At 39.8% G+C, this 21,161-nt stretch carries 11 protein-coding genes; all 11 read left to right on the forward strand.

The window, feature by feature from the left end; all coding sequences use genetic code 11:
- Window positions 1-147 precede the first annotated feature (147 nt).
- The 11 genes from PHT93_RS00300 to PHT93_RS00350 all read left to right on the forward strand — a co-directional run bounded on the left by PHT93_RS00300 (window position 148) and on the right by PHT93_RS00350 (window position 21,049).
- Window positions 148-3,420, forward strand: a complete 3,273-nt coding sequence (locus PHT93_RS00300; RefSeq protein ID WP_300238139.1) for a glycosyl hydrolase — start codon at window positions 148-150, stop codon at window positions 3,418-3,420.
- Between the two features lie 237 nt (window positions 3,421-3,657).
- Window positions 3,658-8,241 carry a translocation/assembly module TamB domain-containing protein gene (locus PHT93_RS00305; protein ID WP_300238140.1) on the forward strand — a complete coding sequence of 1,528 codons (4,584 nt, stop codon included), beginning with the start codon at window positions 3,658-3,660 and terminating at the stop codon, window positions 8,239-8,241.
- Window positions 8,238-10,550 (forward strand): BamA/TamA family outer membrane protein, encoded by a 2,313-nt coding sequence (locus tag PHT93_RS00310; protein ID WP_300238141.1) that lies wholly within the window; start codon window positions 8,238-8,240, stop codon window positions 10,548-10,550. The genes PHT93_RS00305 and PHT93_RS00310 overlap by 4 nt, the downstream gene beginning before the upstream one ends.
- Window positions 10,551-10,607: 57 nt before the next feature.
- Window positions 10,608-11,567: a tetratricopeptide repeat protein gene (locus PHT93_RS00315; protein ID WP_300238142.1), complete on the forward strand. Its 960-nt coding sequence runs from the start codon at window positions 10,608-10,610 to the stop codon at window positions 11,565-11,567.
- 147 nt (window positions 11,568-11,714) lie between these two features.
- Entirely contained in the window at window positions 11,715-11,867 is a 153-nt protein-coding gene (rpmH, locus tag PHT93_RS00320) for a 50S ribosomal protein L34 (protein ID WP_022456740.1), read from the forward strand.
- 260 nt (window positions 11,868-12,127) lie between these two features.
- Window positions 12,128-12,286, forward strand: coding sequence for a hypothetical protein (locus tag PHT93_RS00325; RefSeq protein WP_300238143.1), 159 nt, complete (start codon window positions 12,128-12,130; stop codon window positions 12,284-12,286).
- Between the two features lie 1,088 nt (window positions 12,287-13,374).
- On the forward strand, window positions 13,375-14,001 hold the full coding sequence (locus PHT93_RS00330) for a PASTA domain-containing protein (RefSeq protein ID WP_300238144.1): 627 nt from the start codon (window positions 13,375-13,377) through the stop codon (window positions 13,999-14,001).
- 1 nt (window position 14,002) lies between these two features.
- Window positions 14,003-15,076 carry an RluA family pseudouridine synthase gene (locus PHT93_RS00335; protein WP_300238242.1) on the forward strand — a complete coding sequence of 358 codons (1,074 nt, stop codon included), beginning with the start codon at window positions 14,003-14,005 and terminating at the stop codon, window positions 15,074-15,076.
- A gap of 1 nt (window position 15,077) precedes the next feature.
- Entirely contained in the window at window positions 15,078-16,064 is a 987-nt protein-coding gene (locus PHT93_RS00340; protein WP_300238145.1) for a D-alanine--D-alanine ligase, read from the forward strand.
- Window positions 16,065-16,080: 16 nt separating this feature from the next.
- Window positions 16,081-17,244: a 1-acyl-sn-glycerol-3-phosphate acyltransferase gene (locus PHT93_RS00345; protein WP_300238146.1), complete on the forward strand. Its 1,164-nt coding sequence runs from the start codon at window positions 16,081-16,083 to the stop codon at window positions 17,242-17,244.
- Window positions 17,245-17,557: 313 nt separating this feature from the next.
- The gene (locus tag PHT93_RS00350) at window positions 17,558-21,049 is read left to right on the forward strand and encodes a DUF6383 domain-containing protein (RefSeq protein ID WP_300238147.1); all 3,492 of its coding nucleotides are present in this window, start codon (window positions 17,558-17,560) and stop codon (window positions 21,047-21,049) included.
- The last annotated feature ends 112 nt before the right edge of the window (window positions 21,050-21,161 follow it).

Genomic DNA, 21,161 nt, shown 5'->3' on the forward strand with positions numbered 1-21,161 from the left:
TACAGATATTAAAATAAGACAACTAAAAATTTGTTTCAAATATAACTTAAAACTCTTAGAGTTACTGTTTGTTCTGTGGTGAACTTGGCGTTATCTTTTATATATTTGCTTGACTTTGTTGTCTAAATTAGCTGTAAAATCAAAAATATGAAAATAGAAACCCTACGCTTTGTTCTTTTATCTGTTTTATGTTGCTTCCTGTTTGTTGACGCTTCAGGACAAAAAGCAGGTCTTCCTTCTGTTGTCGAGCTAAATAAACCGTTCGGAGAGAAAGATAAAACTGCCTTTCGCTCGCCTGCTAAAGTTCATTACCCCGAAACCTGGTTTCATTATATCGGAGGAAATGTTTCTTTACCGGGGATTACTGCAGATTTGGAAAATATCGCTGCGGCGGGTATTTCGGGAGTGCAACTTTTCCATGGACAATTTGGAGGAGCATGGCCTGGCGTAGATCCTCAGATAGCTTGTCTTAGTCCTTTGTGGGATAATGCTGTTAAATATACAGCAGAGGAATGTCGCCGTTTAGGTCTTCGTTTTACTATGCAGAATTGTCCCGGTTGGGCGATGTCGGGCGGACCGTGGATTAAACCGTCAAATGCGATGCGCCATTTGACCTTTAGTCGGACAGATATTCGTTCTCAATCTTCCGTTCAACTGTCTTTGCCTGTCCCCGCACTGGCTGCCGACGATTGGCGGGATTATAAGGATATAGTTGTGTTGGCTTTCCCTACGCCGCTGGATGATAGCGGTGACGTTTTAAAGCCTTCAGTGATTGATAGCAACCGGGATCTGAATTGGGAAGAGTGTCTTGGAGGAGATCTTAAAACACCGCTAAAGTTGGCTCCTACAACGAGTAGTGATCCTCATTGGATAGACGTGACTTTCCCGGAATCCGTGAAAGTGAGAACACTGGAACTTCCTTCAATTAATAGTTTTAATCACGGATGGTGTTATGAACCGGGTGTAACCGTAACGATGCAGGCTCTTTTACCAGACGGTACCACCAGAACGGTATTACATTCGGACGTACCTTCGGGTAGTTGGCAAGATGATTTTCCTATGTCGATAGCCTGTCCCGAAGTTGAAGGAGTAACTAAATACCGGATTTCTATCGTAAACAAGCATGATCTGTCTCTTAAATCGTTACGTTTATTTTCCGCTGCCCGAAAAAACAATTGGGAGTCGGAAGCGGGGTGGACATTGCGTGGTTTTGAAAGAACCGGAGAACACGTAAATCAGTCCCTTGAGGCATATCTACGGGCTGATCAGATTTATGATATTTCTGATAATATGAGTGATGACGGCACACTTAAATGGCAACCTCCGTTTACGGGAAAATGGACGGTTTTACGAGTAGGACATATAAACACAGGCCAGAAAAATGCTCCTGCACCTCCAGAAGGTACAGGTTGGGAGTGTGATAAACTATCAGAAGAAGGACCAAACGTTCATTTTGCCGGATATATTGGTCGTCTTACAGGCGGGGTTTTGCAAAATGGTCTGCTGAAGGGGATGCTATTGGATAGTTGGGAGTGTAAAACGCAAACCTGGACTACGAATATGGAACAGGTATTTGAAGATAAAAGTGGTTATCCTTTGCGTGAATGGTTACCTGCTGTATTCGGCTATGTTGTGAAAGACCCGGAAACAACAGCTCGCTTTCTACTTGATTGGCGTTCTACGATTGGTGATCTGTTTGCGAATAAATTCTATGGACGAATGTCGGAATTGGCAAAAGAGAATAATCTGACTATTTCTTATGAAACAGCCGCCGGAGATGTTTTTCCTGCAGATATTCTGGAATACTTTAAATATGCAGATATCCCCATGTGTGAATTCTGGCATCCTTTAGGCGAAAACTATGTGGGGTCGTTAAACTTTAAACCGATAAAACCGACAACTTCGGCAGCACGTTTATATGGAAAACCGCGTGTTTCAGCAGAAGCTTTTACTTCTTTTAATCTAACATGGGATGAACGATGGGAAATGCTGAAAGAAGTGGCGAATGTAAATATGGCACAAGGAGTAACACACCTGGTTTTTCACACCTACACCCATAATCCTCGTACCGATTTCTTACCACCTGGAACATCCTTTGGTTCAAGTATCGGAACGCCTTTCCTACGTGGACAAACCTGGTGGAAATATATGCCGGAATTTACCGGTTGGCTTTCTCGTTGTAGTTACTTGTTAGAACGGGGTAAACCTGTTTCAGATGTCTTATGGTATCTTGGCGATGAAATAAGTCATAAGCCGGATCAAGACGCACCGTTTCCACAAGGATTCAAGTATGATTATTGTAACCCGGATGTCTTGTTGAACAGACTAAGTGTTCAAAATGGAATGCTTGTCACCCCTGAAGGAGTCAGCTATAAAGTTCTGTGGATTCCCGACAACGAGAGAATGAGACCAGAAACGTTAGAGAAAATCTATTCATTGATTCAAGAAGGAGCTACTGTTGTCGGAAATGCCCCCAAAGGATTAGCCACTTTAATTGGTGGAGATACGTCGCAGAAAAGATTTGATGCTGCTGTCAAAAACATTTGGGGCAGTTCTCAAAAGAAAGAGATCCAACATTTAGGAAAAGGAAAACTTGTTTCTGGTTTAGATCTGGACACCGCATTAAGTAAATTAGGTATCCTTCCTGATGTAGTGGGAGGGAATGCCCTATGGTTACATCGTCAGACTGATGGAGCTGATTGGTATTTTGTGGCTTCTCCGCAAGGAGAGGGCTTTAAGGGAACATTAGATTTCCGTTGCGTAGGACAGGTTGATCTGTGGGATCCTGTTACAGGTGATATTACTCCGGTAAAAGGAGCAAGAAAAGGAGATTACACATCAGTAAGTCTGGTATTGCCTAAGGCCGGATCTTGTTTCCTTGTATTTACGCCAAACAAAAAAGAAAGAGAAATCCCCGAGTTTGATACCGAAAAAACACTTCTTCAGGATATGCAATGGACGTTGTCTTTTCCGCAAGGCTGGGGGGCACCTGCCTCATTGCAGATAACATCGCTCCAACCCTGGAAAGATTTAGATCTATCGGCAGAAGGGAAGGCTTTTTCAGGAACAGTGACCTATTCTACCACTTTTGATCTGAAAACGGTGAAACCGGAAATGAAATTTGTTCTTGACCTTGGAGATGTCAGCATGATTGCAAGTGTCTCAGTAAATGGGACGCATCTACGTACATTATGGGCATCACCTTATAAACTCGACTTGACAGATGCTATAAAAAAAGGGCAGAATACACTTATGATTGAGGTGACCAGTACTTGGTTTAACCGTCTTGTTTATGACGCCGGGCAACTGGAGGATAAGCGTAAAACGTGGACAATAAATGGACCCGGTAAAGATGCTTCCTTAAAAGATTACGGATTGTTAGGCCCTGTAACGTTATCTGTAAAAAGTAAAAGGAAATGAAGAAAGAAAGGCAATATAAAGAACCAACTTATAAAGTGGGACCGAAAACCGGTAAAATTCTGTTGTATGTTTTGTTTCTGCTAAGAATTATTCTTTTTGCAGCTTGTGTCTGGGGTTTATACCTTCTTTTTGGTTAGAGAACGAAAATACATCGTTTTTCTTCCTATTTTTGCCTGATATTAAACCAAACGGTCTTGTTTACCGTTATCATGTAAAGACAAGAATTCAAAGGTGTGTATGAATAAGTGGGTGAAACGAATAGGCATAGTCTGTTTAATACCGGTAGTCTTGGTATTGATTGTCTCGTCGCTCCTTTATATTCCGGCTATTCAGTCTTATACAGTAAAGAAGGTGACGGATTATGCTTCAGAAGCATCTGGTTTCTTGATTTCGATAGACCGTATCCGGCTCTCTTTTCCATTAAACCTTTCTGTTCATGGAATAGAAGTACAATCGTCCTCTTTAGATTCTATTCTTTCAATTCAGGAGCTTTCTGTCTCTGTAAAACCTCTTCCCTTATTAAAAAAAGAAGTATCTGTTAACGGTGTAAAAGTTGAAAATGCAACTCTAAACACGCTTGACTTGATTGATGGGATGGTTGTCAAAGGCAAAATTGGCTCTCTTTTTCTGAAAGCGGAGCATATTAATTTGGAAACTGAAAATGCAGTATTGGATTTGGCTGAACTTTCACAAACCGATCTTACTTTAGAAATAACAGGCAAACCAAAAGAAGATACGACAACTACGGCAGTAAACTGGCAAATAGACCTCAAAAAGGTTCTTGTAGATGATTTTAATTTTTCCTTTAAGACGTATGAAGACTCTATGTTGATTTCTTCTTCTCTCTCCAATACCCTTTTGAGTAATGGTTTACTGGATTTAGGAAAAGAGCAATATTCAATTGAACATGTAAGTCTGAACGACGGGACGTTAAACTATAATATGAATTCAAAAGTTCCGGAATCAGGGTTTGATTCGGATCATATTGAATTAACGGACGTTGGATTTTCTCTTGATTCTATCTTTTATAAAGAGAAAGAAATTAATGCCGTTATTAGAGATTTCAGATTAAAAGAACGGTCGGGATTAGAAATAGTATCCTTGAATGGTGCTGTTCGTGCGGACACTACTTCGATTGTGATACCGGAAATTCTTTTAAAAACACCTTATTCGGAGGCCCGTTTGCTTGCATCTATGCCTTGGAGTGTGCTTGATGAGCAGTCAACCGGTACGTTAAGAGCACTCTTTTCTGCTTTTGTAGGAAAGGAGGATGTGCTTCTTTTCTCGGGTATTCCGGTTTCAGCCCCTTTTGCAACGGCTTATCCTGACCGCGACTTGGTGCTTACTGCCGGTGTTGAAGGTAATTTAGTTGATCTGAAAATTAAACAGGCAAAGGTTGAATTAGACAGTGCCTTTACATTAAATGCATTCGGGAAAATACAAAACATGACAGATAGTATCGGTCGCTCGGGAGAGTTGACCTTTGATGCTTCGACGGATAAATTAGACTTTCTGTTAACTTTGTTTGATGCCGAAACACAACAAAGTCTGAATCTTCCCCCGGGTATGACGCTGAACGGTAATGCAAGTTTGAAGAGCCAGGTATATCAAACAGATTTTTTGTTTACTGAGAATACCGGAAAAATAGCTCTTGAGGCTACTTATAATACTAAAAATGATGCCTATGAAGCGGTTCTGAAGGTTGATAGCCTTGAACCTGTCCATTTTATGCCGCAGGATTCTCTGTATTGGTTGACAGCCTTTGTGGAAGCCAAAGGAAAAGGTACGGATCTTTATTCTAAACGCACTTATGCAGACTTAAATGGCAAGATCACGGATATTCGTTATGGAGAAAGATCAGTTTCTGATGTCTCTCTGAAGGGGATGTTTAAGGAACATCAGTTTGAGGCCACATTGGATAGCCGGTATCCTTTGGCGAGGATGACATTGACTTTGTCGGGTTTGTTGGAAAGAAACAAACTTGAAGGGATGTTGATCGCGGATGTGGAAAACATAGACCTTCAGGGATTCCATCTGACGGAAAACCCGTTTTCGACCTCTTTCCAGCTGTTTACTGAAATAAAGTCCGACTTTAATAAAGATCATTTACTCGATATGACTTTGGGTAATTGGGAAATGACTACATCAAGTCAACAGTTTAAGCCGAAAACACTTACATTACATGTTCAAAGCAATCCGGATACAAGTCGGGTTTCTTTCCATGCCGGAGATTTAGGAATTGTTCTTACCGGTACATCGGACTTGATGACGATACAGGAAAAATTGGCAAAGGCGCAGGAAAACGTAAGGCGACAAATAGAACAGGATTCGACGATCCATACGGAAGTGTTGCGCCCCGATCTACCTGAAATGTTATTGACTGTGACAGCCAGAAAAGATAATCCGGTATATAATATTTTGCAGTATTTTTTCAATTTGTCTTTCACCGGTATAGATATGACTGCCTCTACTTCGCCGGAAAGCGGAATGAGCTTTGATGCCGGTGTATATACCATTATCCGTGATAGCATGTTGATAGATACAGTCCGGTTGGCTGTACGGCAAGATACATTAGGATTGCTCTATAATGCGGATGTGATTAAGAAAAAATATCTGAATCAAGAGGCTTTTGCCGGTGGGGTGTATGGTAAGATTCGTGATTATTATGGTGATGCACAGCTTTATTATAGAGATCAACGTGGAAACATCGGATTAGAACTCGGGATAAGAGCCGATAAAGTAGAAGAGGGAATAAAACTGAGCCTTTTCCCTGAAGAACCAATCTTGTTCTTTCATCCATTTTCTTTGAATGAGGATAATTATATTCATATAAAAAATAAAAAGGATATAGACGCAAACCTGAAACTTACAGGTAATAATAATGCGTCGCTTTGGATTCACTCTATGCCGCTTGAAGGGGTTATGGAAGAACTGCATATGGAATTGAGCCAGATTGACTTATCGCTTATGTCAAAAGGCTTTTCTTTTATGCCGAATTTGCAGGGATTATTGAATCTGGACTTACAGTATGCCCCTATGGATGATTCGTATATGTTGGTGGCCGATGCTAATATTGATAATCTGCTATATGAACGTGGGCGTGTTGGTGAGCTGATGTTTAATGGGGTGTTTCTTCCGTTAGATAAGCAAAATTCACAGGTGGATATGCACTTCTATCGTGATCGGGAAGAAGTTGTACAGTTAACAGCATTATATACGGCAGGGAAAAAAGACCGGATTGAAGGTGAGGCAAATATTACGGATCTTCCGTTAGATATGATTACCCCGTTTATTCCTGATAAGATGGCATCATTGGGTGGAAAACTGAAGGGGAATCTCGCTGTGAGCGGAACGACCGACTTGCCTTTGATAAACGGAACTTTATTAACGGATAGTGCATCTGTCTATGTCTCTGCGGCAACATCAACTTATCGTTTTGAGAATAAGGAGGTGAGTATTAAAAATAACTTGTTGTCATTCAATAAATATAAAGTATTTGCCTCGGGAGATAATCCATTTGTTTTAGATGGAACAATCAATATGAACGATCCGGAAAAAATGATGGCGGACTTAACCATGACTGCTGATAATCTCCAATTACTTAATGTGAAGCGAAATAAAGAAAGTCTTGTTTACGGAAAGATGTTCGTGAATCTGAACTCCACATTGAAAGGTCCATTAAACTCACTTAAAATGCGTGGTAACCTGCGGGTATTGGGAAATACGGATGTGACATATGTAATGGTTGAATCCCCTTTGACCGTGCAGGATCGGTTAGATGGATTAGTTACTTTTACGTCTTTTGCAGATACGTTGTTTAATAAACGCAGAAGGCCAATGGGGGCTCTTTCCGCAGGAGGAGTAGATATGTTGATGACTATTCGTGTAGATCCTGCCGTACAATTGAAAGTTGATTTAACCCCTAATCGCTCCAGTTATGTGGAACTTGAGGGAGGGGGAGATCTGACATTTCAATATACACCATTAGGTGATATGCTGTTTAACGGTAGATACACGCTTACGGGAGGCGAAGTAAGGTACGAACTTCCCATTGTGTCAGCCAAGAATTTTACCATCAAGGAAGGTAGTTATGTAGAATGGAGCGGAGAAATGATGAATCCGCGTTTGAATCTGACAGCTACAGAGAGAATACGTACTTCTGTTACACCTGAAGGACAATCTTCCCGACTTGTGAATTTTGACGTCGGAATAAAGATCCAGCAGACTATGGAAAATATGGCACTTGATTTTACTTTGGAAGCACCGGAAGATATGAGTATGCAGACAGAACTAACAACAAAAGGAGCCGATGAACGACGAAAACTGGCTGTCGGACTATTGGTTACGGGAATGTATGTCGATAAAAATAGTACAGCATCAGGTATGAATATGGGATCTGCCTTGAATAGTTTCTTACAGAATGAAATAAATAATATAGCGGGAAGTGCTCTTAAGACAGTCGATATTTCTTTTGGAATGGATACGTATGACGGAGATCGGACGGACTATTCTTTCCGTTTTGCTAAACGGTTTTATAATGATCGGATTCGGATCGTAGTAGGCGGACGTCTTTCTTCCGGTGAGGATGTTGGAGAAACACAGTCTGACAATTTTATTGACAATGTATCTATAGAGTATAAATTAGATGAAAGCGGTAGCCGGTATGTTAAATTGTTCCATAATAAAAATTACGAAAGCATGCTGGAAGGGGAGATTATTGAGACCGGAGTTGGGGTGGTGTTAAAACGCCGGATGGTTAAATTTTCTGAACTCTTTGATTTCAGAAAAAAGAAAACAGAACCTGTAACTGAAGAAGAATGAGGTCAAAAATTAAAATAGTCGTGTCGTTAAGTCTGATGATTGTCCTTCTGGCTTCTTGTTATACTACTCGTAATTTACCGGAAGGAGAAGTCTTATATACGGGTATAAAGAATCTGACTATAGACGATACGGAAAATACAAAGGCAAGCGAAACGGCGAAAGAAGAGATAGAAGCAGCGTTAGCGTATGCTCCCAATAACGCTTTTTTAGGAAGTTCGAGTGTCCGTACTCCTTTTCCTGTTGGGCTGTGGGTGTATAATGCATTTGTTAACAGAAAAGGAGCGGTCAACAAATGGATATTCGAAACAATGGGAGCTGAACCTGTTCTTATTAGTGCAGTCAACCCCGAAATACGCGTGAGAGTAGCCAAAAATCTGTTGAACGAACATGGCTTCTTCAATGGTACGGCATCATATGAAATAATACCCGACAAGAAAGATTCTCTGAAAGCAAAGATAAATTATAACATTGTTATGAATGAAGCTTATACGTATGATAGCATCCGGCACATACGTTTTCGTCATCGTGCGGATACGATCATGCAAATGTATAAGCACCGGCAAATTATAAAACCCGGAGATAACTTTAATGTAATGAGCTTAGAAGAAGAACGTCAACGTATCTCTACCTTGTTGCGTAATGAAGGGTATTACTACTTTCGTCCTGAACATATCGTTTATCAGGCGGATACAACTATTTCTCCGGGCAAAGTCTCTCTTAGAGTGATGCGTAATCAGAGTATGCCTCGAAACGCGTTGCGCCCATGGAAAATAGGCAAAGTCTCTGTTTCGCTATACGGTTATGAAAATGAGAAGCCTACCGACTCGCTCCTTTACAAAGACCTGATGATTTATTACGAAGGTAAATTGCGCATACGACCAACTGTCCTTTATCGGCAGTTAAAGTTTAAAAGCGGAAATTATTACTCTGAAAGAAGACAGGAACGTACGCAGGAGTCTTTCTCCAAGTTAGGGATATTCCGTTATACGGATATGCAGTATATGCCAAGAGATACGTCTCGAAGATGCGATACGCTTGATTTACATATAAGCACAATTTATGACTATCCGTTGGATGGAGAATTGGAATTTAACTTTAAAGCGAAAAGCAATGATCATATGGGGCCGGGAACCGTTTTTAGTCTGACAAAAAGAAATCTTTTCGGTGGAGGAGAGTCCTTGACAGGAAGCGTAAACGGATCTTATGAGTGGCAGACCGGACGAAGAATTGATGATGCGGGAGGTGTTATAAATAGCTATGAATTCGGGGCCAGTCTTGCCCTGACTTTCCCCCGTGTGGTTTTCCCCGGATTACTATATAAAGGGTTGGATAATTATTCAAGTACTACCTTCCGTTTGAATGGTAACCAATTGAACCGAGCGCATTTCTTTAAAATGCTATCGTTGGGAGGAAGCTTGACTTACGAATATCGGCCGACACGGAAAAGTCAACATATAATAACCCCATTCCGGTTGTCGTATAATAAGCTGACCGATCCGACTCCCGCTTACGATACCCTTTCTGCTGCTAATCCGGCATTGAGGCAGAGTCTTCAGGATCAGTTTATTCCTGCGATATATTATTCGTACACCTATGATAGCCCGGTTAGAAAATGGCGGGATCGCATCTGGTGGGAGTTTTCAGTAACCGAAGCCGGTAATCTGATTTCCGGTATTTATGCGTTGAATGGAAAAAGTTTCAACAAACGGGATAAGACGATTCTGGGGAATCCGTATGCGCAATTCGTGAAACTAACAAATGAATTAAGATACAATCGTTGGATAGACCGGAATCAATCAGTTGTAGGTCGTATTATGGTTGGTGCGATTTATAGCTATGGAAATGCCCGCATCTCACCGTATAATGAACAGTTTTTTGTAGGAGGCTCCAACAGTCTGAGAGCTTTTACGATACGAAGTATAGGGCCGGGTCGTTTTGTTCCGGATAAGAACAATCGGTATGCCTATATCGATCAGACGGGAGATTTTAAAATAGAAGCGAATCTTGAATATCGATTCCGTTTGTTAGGAGATCTGCAAGGCGCCCTTTTTCTCGATGCAGGAAATGTCTGGCTGTTAAGGCAAGATGAAAATCGTCCCGGAGGATATTTGTCTGACGGAAATTTACTCAAGGATCTGGCTTTAGGCACAGGAGCCGGAGTACGTTATGATATGGATTTTCTTGTGGTTCGATTTGATGTCGGAGTCGGGCTTCACCTTCCCTATGACACCGGAAAAAAAGGCTATTATAATATCCCGAAATTTAAAGATGGGCTTGGTTTTCACTTAGCGATAGGTTACCCATTCTAAAAAAAAACATACATTTGTGTCAGTTTGAATAAATTGAACAATAAACAAGAATACAAAATGGCAAATTTCTTTACTTCCTTATTTTCCTCGTCCGTAGAGGAAACTACCGACGGAATGAGTAAAAGCGACCGCAAAAAGTTTGATATATTAAAATATGACGGAGTACGGGCTCAGAAAATTGGGAAACTGCCTTATGCAATAAAATGTTTTACGGAGGCATTGGCAATAAATGATGATTTGGAAACAATGAGTTATTTAGTTGGAGCCTATACTATGATACACGAACCGGAGAAAGCGCTTGACGTATTAGACCAGATGATAAAGTTGGATCCGGAATTACTGACAACACTTTTTACGCGCGTCAGCGTGTTGTTTATGTTGAATAGAGAAAAAGAGGCGATAGAAGAATGTCTTCATATAATAACCCTGGAACCTTCTAATCATCTTGCTTATTATTTAATGGCGAAAGCAAAGAAGAACTTAGCTGATATGGATGGCGCTCTGGATGATATAACAAAAGGAATCGCTGTAAACGAAGACTTTTCAGATGCTTATTTGCTCCGTGCTGAAATTTGGTTGGCGAAGGAAAATGGAAATACAGCTCTTGATGATATCGAACACGTTATCTCCAAAGAGGGTGAAGAAGAGAATGCTTACTTGTTAAGAGCAAAAATTCATATGTTTTTGAATAATCTTCCAGCTGCTGAAGAAGATTATAATAAAGTACTTGAACTGAATCCGTTTAATGAAGAGGGTGCTTTGAAGTTGATCGATCTGTTGATTTTGACAGAACGATATGAAGATGCTTTAATCGCTGTAGATGAGTTGATAGAATTGTCCCCTTCGCTATCAGATGCTTATACGAGACGAGGAAAGATAAAACAACTAACCGGAGACGAGAATGCTGCTGAGGCGGACATGCAAAAAGCAGAAGAACTACGTAATGTGCAGATTGAACATGGAGGACAGGTTGATTTCAGTAATCTTAATAAAGGGGCACATAACGTCTTTGGATAATAGAAATGTAACAAAAGCAACTTTTGCCAGCGAGAAAAAATGACTAAAAAATAGTATCTGCATTTGTTTATCCCAAAAAAGACCTTAACTTTGCAGCCCGAATCGCTTGTGTAAGAAGAAAAAAGATAATAATAAATAGAGAATAAGATGAAAAGAACATTCCAACCTTCCAACAGGAAAAGAAAGAACAAACATGGCTTTCGTTCAAGAATGGCTACGGCTAACGGACGCAGAGTATTGGCCGCTCGTCGTGCAAAAGGAAGAGCTAAACTTACTGTATCTGACGAATACAACGGATAATCCGAAGATCGTTTGATTAATGAATAAAGAAAGGTATCCTCAAAAGGGATGCCTTTTTTGCTTATCTGCATTCAATCACATAGCCCGCTATGCTCATTCACAGGCTCTAAAAAAACGCGCAGAAACGCGAGCGTAATTTTCTCAAATCAGAGAGGGCTTTACGATTGCCCTTTTCAGCCGATAACAACACACAAAAAAATGGATAGTACACAAAGAAAAATATAAAGGTTATTTTGGATCAGGCAAAATATCCGGTTGTTATGGTAATCATCCATCGTGATACGTCTATACTGCAAACTGGCATTTTAAAGACCAATGTCATCAACTCAAACTTCTTGCTCCACTTTAGTCTTACTATTCATCGAATAATTCCGGCTGAAAGCCGAGTATATATCAGCCCAACACAACGTGTTGGGTAATAGGACACCCTTCCTTTGCGGCCTGAAAGGACAGTATAAACCTGTCCTAACATCTGCTATGTTGCCCCTTCAGGGCGCGAGACTCGTTCTACATCCTTCCCAACGCGTTGCGTTGGGTTATAATATAGCAGGTTTTCAGCCTTAAAACCAAACTGTATAGCTTAAGTTGATGACATTGGTTTAGAAACTACGCTGAGCAGAGGCTTCCAATAAAATCAATCCCGCTCATATTGCTGATTTACAATACATTAAAATCAATCGAATAGTTTTTATTTTTGTGTTTTGTTTTGACAAATAGATACTTTTTTCGTTCTTTTGCTTACGCGTAAAAAATGCCCATCCTTGTTTTTTTGATTTATAGCATCGTTTTAGACCAATAAATATTGTATTTAGACTAAAACAGCCCGTTTTTTACCGAAAATATAAAGGTTATTTTTTGAAAAATATCCTTTATATTCAAAAAAAGAATAGAATCTTTTTCCAAAAAGAATAGGGAGATTTTATCCATTGCCTTTTTTTGTTCAATTTTGATAATTCAAAAAAACAGGCATGCCGTATCGTGCGTTTTAAGTGCGGTTTTTCGGTGTTTGTTTTTCGGGTACATATATTGTCATTTTATTTAATAAAGCGTGTTAAAACAACGCTATTGAAGCCGACGACAATTTGTCTGAAAATGACAAGTTTTGCTATTATTTTGTTTTTTACTTCGCTTTTTTATATTTGCTGTCCACGATTTGTTTTAACCTATCGAGGTAATCCCATTAAAAAACGACATAATCCAAGTGTATAACAACCGGAGTTTCGGACTGAAAAGGATATAATTGGACCTTTATATTTTCGGGTAAAATATGTTTCTGATTATCAGTGATTTACAAAACGCCTTTTGGGGTGGAATTCAAGCCTTTTTTCTTTAGATATACCAACCGGATATTCTACTTGTCCGCCTCTTTCTGTAAAAGACTTTTCACTTTCTGAAAACACCTCTGTTTGGTACCTAATTCCGAATTAAAAGATGTGTTTGCCGGAGGTATTGCTCCTATGTAATGTTTTTTTTCTACTTTTGTCATGCTTATTATAAAAGAATAGGAATGAAGGATTTTCTTGTTAAGCTGATAAAGAACCCTTTTGTGGTTAATTTTCTTTTGATGTTTGCAGTTTTTGGTCTACTCATTTTCGGAACGTTGAAGTGGTTAGACCGTTATACTCATCATAATGAAGTGGTGGTAGTGCCGGATGTGAAAGGCCTTACAATAGAAGACGCAGCATCTTTCTTTGAAAATAATGGCTTACGATATGATATTATAGATTCTGTTTTCTCTAAGGACGTAGCTCCGGGAACAATTGTGGAATTGAAGCCGAATGCAGGTTCGAAAGTAAAGGAAGGGCGTATTGTATTTATTACGCTTAATGCCTTAGGGGCGCAGATGGAAACAATACCTGATGTGGAAGATATGTCCTTTCGTCAGGCTTACGCTTTGCTTAGAGCACGCGGGTTTGAAACTGTGGAGATCGAGTACGTGCCTGGTGATTTTAAAGATTTAGCCATGGCGGTGGAATTACGTGGTCGCGTATTACGTAGCGGAGAAAAGGTGCCTTTGACTTCTCCTTTGATTCTGAAGGTTAGCAATGGTGAAGACGAAGTACTCCCTGAAGATTCTTTGGGGTTGGACCAGCCTGTGAAGTCTTTGGATAGTGAAGACGAGAAGTGGTTTTGATATGGATGATTTCATAGAAGATATAGACGATCTGGAAGATGACGGTGTGTTTGACCCTGCCTCAGAACCGGAAGAATCTATGTATGAACATTTTCGCTTTACCGCAGACAAAGGACAATCTTTGTTGCGCGTTGATAAGTTCTTAGTGGATCGGATGATGGGGGCAACACGAAACCGGATTCAGTTAGCTGCCGAAGCAGGTTGTATTCTGGTGAACGGGGCGCCTGTAAAAAGCAATTATCGGGTTAAACCCTTAGATGTAGTGTCGCTTGTTATGGCACGTCCCCGACGTGAACTTGAAATTATTCCCGAAGATATTCCTCTTAATATAATGTATGAAGATGCGGATTTATTAGTTGTAAACAAACCCGCAGGATTGGTTGTGCATCCCGGACATGGAAACTATACCGGTACGTTGGTGAATGCATTGGCCTGGTATTTAAAAGATGACCCGGCTTATGACCCCTCTGATCCGAGACTTGGATTAGTGCATCGGATTGATAAAGATACATCCGGTCTGTTAGTTGTCGCCAAGAAACCGGAGGCAAAGGCTGATCTGAGTCTGCAGTTCTTTAATAAGACAACAGAACGGACATATCATGCTTTGGTCTGGGGTATTATCCGTGAAGAAGAGGGCATAATCGAAGGAAATATTGCCCGCAATCCTCGTGACAGGATGCAGATGATGGTTTTCCCCGAAGGCGATCAGGGTAAATCAGCAGTAACACATTACCGGGTGCTGGAACGTTTAGGTTATGTAACGCTTGTGGAATGTCGTCTGGAGACAGGACGTACTCATCAGATACGTGTACACATGAAATATATCGGGCATACCTTATTTAATGATGAACGTTATGGCGGCCACGATATATTGAAGGGAACTACATTTGCAAAATATAAACAATTTGTGCAGAACTGCTTCATGCAATGTCCGAGACAGGCTTTGCATGCCAAAACGTTAGGCTTCAGGCATCCCTCGACAGGAGAAAACATGTCTTTCGACTCGGAAATCCCAGTCGATATGGAAGGGCTGATACAACGTTGGCGTATGTATGCAAATACTAAAGATTTATAAAATGAAGAAGAATGTTGCCATTGTTGCGGGAGGAGACTCCTCCGAAATTGTTATTTCATTAAAGAGTGCGGCAGGACTCTCAACTTTCATTGATAAAGAAAGATATAATCTGTATATTGCAATCCTGAAAAAGAGTGAATGGGTTGTACAACTGCCGGATGGAACAAACACAGCGATCGACAAAAATGACTTCAGTTTTCAGGAAAACGGATTCATTAAAAAGTTCGATTTTGCATATATAACGATTCACGGCACTCCTGGAGAGGATGGCCGTTTGCAAGGTTATTTTGATATGATCGGAATGCCCTATTCTTCTTGTAATGCTTTGGTGAGTGCTATTACATTTAATAAATATGTATGTAATGGCTATCTGAGAGGCTTTGGGGTGAAGGTGGCAGATTCAATTCGTCTGTTCAGAGGGCAGACTGCCGATACAGATGAAGTGGTAGCTCGTTTAGGCTTGCCTTTGTTTGTGAAACCCAATGTTGGCGGAAGTAGTTTTGGTACAACAAAAGTGAAAGCGGCTGCCGGATTGCAGGATGCGATAGCGAAGGCTTTTGCGGAAGGCGATGAGGTGATCATGGAGCAGTTTGTTGCCGGAAAAGAAGTGACAAGTGGTTGTTACAAAACAAAAGAGAGCTCAGTTTTGTTGCCTTTAACAGAGGTGGTGACCGGAAACGATTTTTTTGATTTTGATGCAAAATACAATGGACAGGTAGAAGAAATAACGCCTGCTCGTATATCTGTTGAGATGACAAAAAAGATACAAAACGAGACATCGCGAATTTATGATTTGTTAGGCGCATCGGGGATTATTCGGATTGACTATATTATTCCTCAGAATGGAGAGCCGGTTATGCTGGAGGTAAATACCACTCCGGGCATGACTGCTACCAGTTTTATTCCACAACAAATCCGTGCTGCCGGATTGGATATAAAAAACGTCATGACGGAGATAATTGAAGATGTATTGCTAAAAAGAAAGTAAAAAATAAATATAGATTATGGATAAAGAATCGGTACCCTTAAATTTCGACGAGATTCGTCCCGTGAATAACGACGAAGTAAAAGGCGCGATAGAGGAGTTAATTACTAACGAAGATTTTGAAAGAGCTTTTCGCTATTTGAAACCAGACTTGGACTGGGAGGCTTTCTCTAAAGTTATGAGGGCTTGCAAGACGAAGGAAGAGTTTAAGGCGTTGTTGTCTTATGATGCGGTTTCTACAGTTGCCCGGAAAACAACCTTTTCGTTAACAGTCTCCGGAAAGACCCGTTTGCCGGAAGATAATTCTCCTTGTACGTTTATTTCCAATCATCGGGATATTGTGCTTGATGCCGCGTTCCTGAATGTGATGCTTTATGACGTTGGTTATGGCATGACTCAGATAGCTATCGGGGATAATCTGTTAATCCGTCCCTGGATTAAAACCTTAGTTCGCTTAAATAATAGCTTTATCGTAAAGCGTGGAGTTTCTGTCCGTCAGATGCTTGAGGTGAGTGGAACCCTTTCTGCCTATATCCATCATACGATCAAAGAAACGAAAGAATCTGTATGGATTGCTCAGCGAGAAGGACGAGCTAAAGATTCGGATGACAAAACGCAGGCCAGTATTCTTAAAATGCTGAACATGGGAGGAGATGCCGGCATATTAACAAATCTGATGTCTCTTAATATTGTGCCCGTATCTATCTCATATGAATACGATCCTTGTGATTTTCTGAAAGCGCAGGAATTCCAACAAAAACGTGATAACCCTGATTTCGTAAAATCACAACGCGATGACCTGTTGAGTATGGAGACCGGTATATTATATGATAAAGGACGAGTACATTTTACAATGTGTTCTCCAATCAATGAAAAACTACAGAATCTGGACCCGGACATGGATAAGGCGGAATTATATTCCTCTGTGGCTACAATTATAGACAAAGAGATCTATAAGCACTATCGTTTCTATCCCGGCAACTATGTGGCCTATGATCTGCTGTACGAAACACGAGATTTCGAGACTAATTATAGTCTTAAGGATAAAGCGGAGTTTGAAGATTATTTGCAGAAGCAATTAGATAAAATTGTAATACCGGATAAAGATGTACCATTTCTTAGAAAAAAAATATTAGAAATGTATTCCAATCCACTAAAAAATAACGTAGAAACAGCCGACTGATCTCACTTCCTTTAAATTACCTGTTGTACGTTTTTATGGTGGAACAAGTCTCCCTCATCGGGGGGGGAGGGAGGGGTTTGTCCTCAAAACCATAGGTTTCGTACAGGAATCCCTTAAAAACAGATAAAAAATGGGGAGATGATGCGGAAAATTATCATTAAATGGTTGCTCATATAAAAGTTATCATTAATTTTGCTACGTGAAAAGACATTTGTTTTGTAAGTTCTTCATAAGAACGATTTGCTCTTAACTGTTGTTTTTTGCTTGAATTATAAGAATTTGTATTTCTATTATTAATATTAATTTATCAATTATGAAGAAAAAGTTTTTTACTTTATTAGCTGCTGCAGCATTCCTTTTAGGAACCGCTGTGCCTGCTTTTTCTGCTGTACCCCATACTACTATTGCGTCAGGAGCGATGGTTGGGGGAGATGCGGCAAATATGGTGGTTGGTGCAAATAGAGGTTTGTATCACATTACCAATGTGGATACGGCGGGTGTTCCTCAGGGTGTTTTGTATGTGGATAATACAGGAAACACGGGAGCTGTTTCTATTGAAAATCCTCTTACAAGCTCGAAGTTCTTGATGGAGTCATTATGGTGTGTGGAGATAACGACTGAAGCACAAGGGAAAAATCCATCTTTCAGCTTTTTGAATAAGGCTTATGGAGATAATTTGCGCGCGGAAGAAAAAGCAGTTTCTTCTTTGACTTTAGATGGAACATTAAGTGACTGGAAATTTTCTAATGTTTATGGCGAAAATGTTGCATTAGAAAAAGTACAACCTCTTTATTCTTATATTAATGGTAGCCAGGCAATTGTTTTGGTGGAGGGCGCTGGTGGTGTTGGTACGGTTGGAACAGCTATCGCTGACGTGACTGAAATCGAAGCTAAGGCAAATTCATTCAATCCAGCTATTAGCACAATAGGAGGTGGAAATGCTACGATGCTTTTCTTTACATTGAATGAGGCTACTCCTATCGTTCTTACTGCAGATCAATTCAATACGAAGTTGGGCATTGAGCCAACAGCTACAGGTCAGAAGTTGACTTTTGATCCTGATAGAAACGTGGGTTCTAACCCGTTTACAGAAAATGTATTGAAGGCTACAAATGTTGCAACTAATACTGGTGGTGCTGATTGGTATTTGAATTTGCAAAATACAGATGGTAAATATCTTCGCGTAGATACCTCTGTGGTTAATAATACTGGTAACTACTTCTTGACATTCAAATTTACTGATAGAATTGAAGATGGAACACTCCCTGCTGGTCAGTTGCATCCTGTAAACTTGACAAATCAGTATGCTTTCCGTTTTGTTTATTTCCCATCTCATGATAGCTTGATTATTAATGTTAAAGATGTTCTTCAGTCAAGTAAGACTTTGGAAAGTGCGCTTACTCCTGTTAAGTTGTTCTGGGAAATCGATGCTTTACTTGGTGTGGGTGCTCATGGCGATAGTGAAGGAAAATTACAATCTTCAGACGATGTTTATTCTGACACTCGATTGATTGACTTTACTTATGTGGTTCTTCAGGATTTGAATAACAATAAAGTTGTAACTATCGGTGAGCTTCCTTCTCAAACTCGTATTTCTTTAGGCCTGGGAGATTGTAAAGCTGCTGTAAATAAAACTTCATTGCAAGGTTTGTATACAATTCAAAATAAGGAAGGTAAATATTTGCAAGTTCCTATCTATACAGATACACTTATGACTGGTAAAAGAGTTGCTCAATGGGTTACTTTAGAGTCTTATGTAGATCCTATGGAATTGCCTTCTTTCCAATGGGTAGTTGAAAAAGTAAGATCTAACGATACAGATAATATTTCTTTGATTAAAATCACAAACCGTGAATATGCTAACAATGCTGAAGTTGAAACAATTCAATTGTGGAAAGATAAATCAACGACTCTTTTTGATGCTGAATTAGCTGCTAATGCGGTTGGATTTACAGAAGTTCCTGAAGCGAAGAGATTGGATCCATATTTGGGATACAAATATGTTCCTGAAGATATTGCTAAGTTGAGAACTTATACATTCAATTATCTACACGAATTGGATCAAAACACATACTTGTCTGTAAAGAACAGCCAAAGCGATTCTTTATTATATGTTCAAAAAGATAATGCTGACGGTTTTGAATTAGTCCCTTACCACCATAGCTATACAGCTGCTAATGGTTGGAGTGTAAAACCAGTTGATTATGGTTATACTGGAAGCATTGAAAAAATCAATAACAAAGCTTATGCTGCGAAGTTGGTAAGAACTGCTTATGTGTTGAAAATTAAAGAAGGAAACAAGATCTATAACACAAATAAAGTTGTAGTTGTTGATAAAGAAGGTCGTTACGCTGTAACTCCTGATAACAACAACGCGATTTCCGCAGGTGATAGTGCTGTATTCTATCTGAAAGCAAATAATACTAAAGATGGTATTAACTACTATGCATTGGTTGATACTGCTTCGTTTACAAAGAATAATTTTGTTCAAAACGGTAACCTTGATAGAGTAACTGTTAAGGGAGGTGTGACTGATCACAATTTGTGGTTGAAAGTTCAGAACCATTATGAAGTTAGAACTTCTGCATTTGCTGTAGAACCTAACGAAGAGCCTTTATACAGAAGGTTCAACAGAACGGTTGATGGAATTGAAAATGGTGCTACTAATTTCTATGATGATGTAGATCTACCTGTAAACTTGAGATTCTTCCGCGTGAACAACGAAAGCGAATTCTTGTATGAAGATGAGCACCATCCTAAGTATTCTGAAGGGAAAGGTATTAACTTCCTTGGTTATAGACACGAAGCTGACTTTTCAATCAAAGACGAGCTTAGCGAAGATTTAATCAAAGAGCGTACTACGTTATTTGTAGATACTGCATTCGTTAACAGACCTGCAACTGAGGGTGCTGAATTTGATACCCCAAAACCTCAATATCTGATTGGTGTTGGTGTCTATGAAGTAGAAGGATTTACAACTGAAATTCCTTGTGAGCCCTCAGTTACAACTCCAAGTTACTATCGTGGTCGTTACCTAATCAATGCAACTGACTCAGTTTACGGTGCAACTCGTAATTCTTTGACAAACTGGACAAGCAAATGGCAAGGAGGATGGGGAACCTCGAATATTGATCATTCAAAAGATAACAATAAAGATGGTATCAACGATTATATCTGGGATACTAAATGGGAACGTTTAGCATTTGTTGATGCAGTTCGTTTGTATGACACGCTTTACGTATTGAATGGTGCTACTGAATATGCAGATCCTATTGACTTTGCAAAATTAAAAACTGATAAAAGAGTACATGCTATCCGTTTAGATAATAACTTCCATAAAGATGTTGTATGGCAGTTCCGTCTGATTGATACTGAAAAAGGTGTTGAATACAAAGATCAGGTTCAAAACTTCCTAATCGAATCTGAAACAACAAAACGTGGTCAGCAAGAAATGCTTGCCCCGATGACTGGTGGTTGGGTTAAAGTGCAGAATGGTGTTCCTGTAATCAGCCGTGGTAACTATACCGACGCTATTACTGACGCTGAAAAATTCAATGTTGTAGCAAGTGATGCTCAGGCTGTAAGCAATGAAGATATTAACGTAACTGACGTTAATGTAGTTGCTGGAAATGGTGAAGTTACTATCTACAATGCTGCAGGTAAAACTGTTGCTATCAGCAATATCTTAGGACAAACTATTGTTAACACAGTTATTACTTCTGACAACGCTACTATCGCTGCTCCTAAGGGTATCGTAGTGGTTGCTGTTCAAGGTGAAAAAGCTGTTAAAGCAATTGTAAAATAATAGAACAGAGTTTATAATCAAATAATTCTAAATTATCATCAATGGCTCTCTTTCGGGAGAGCTATTAAAGTACCCTGTGAAGGAGAAAGGTGATACATTAATATTAAGTGTT

This window comes from Massilibacteroides sp. (assembly GCF_028705895.1).
In the GTDB taxonomy this organism is placed as follows: Bacteria; Bacteroidota; Bacteroidia; order Bacteroidales; family Tannerellaceae; genus Massilibacteroides.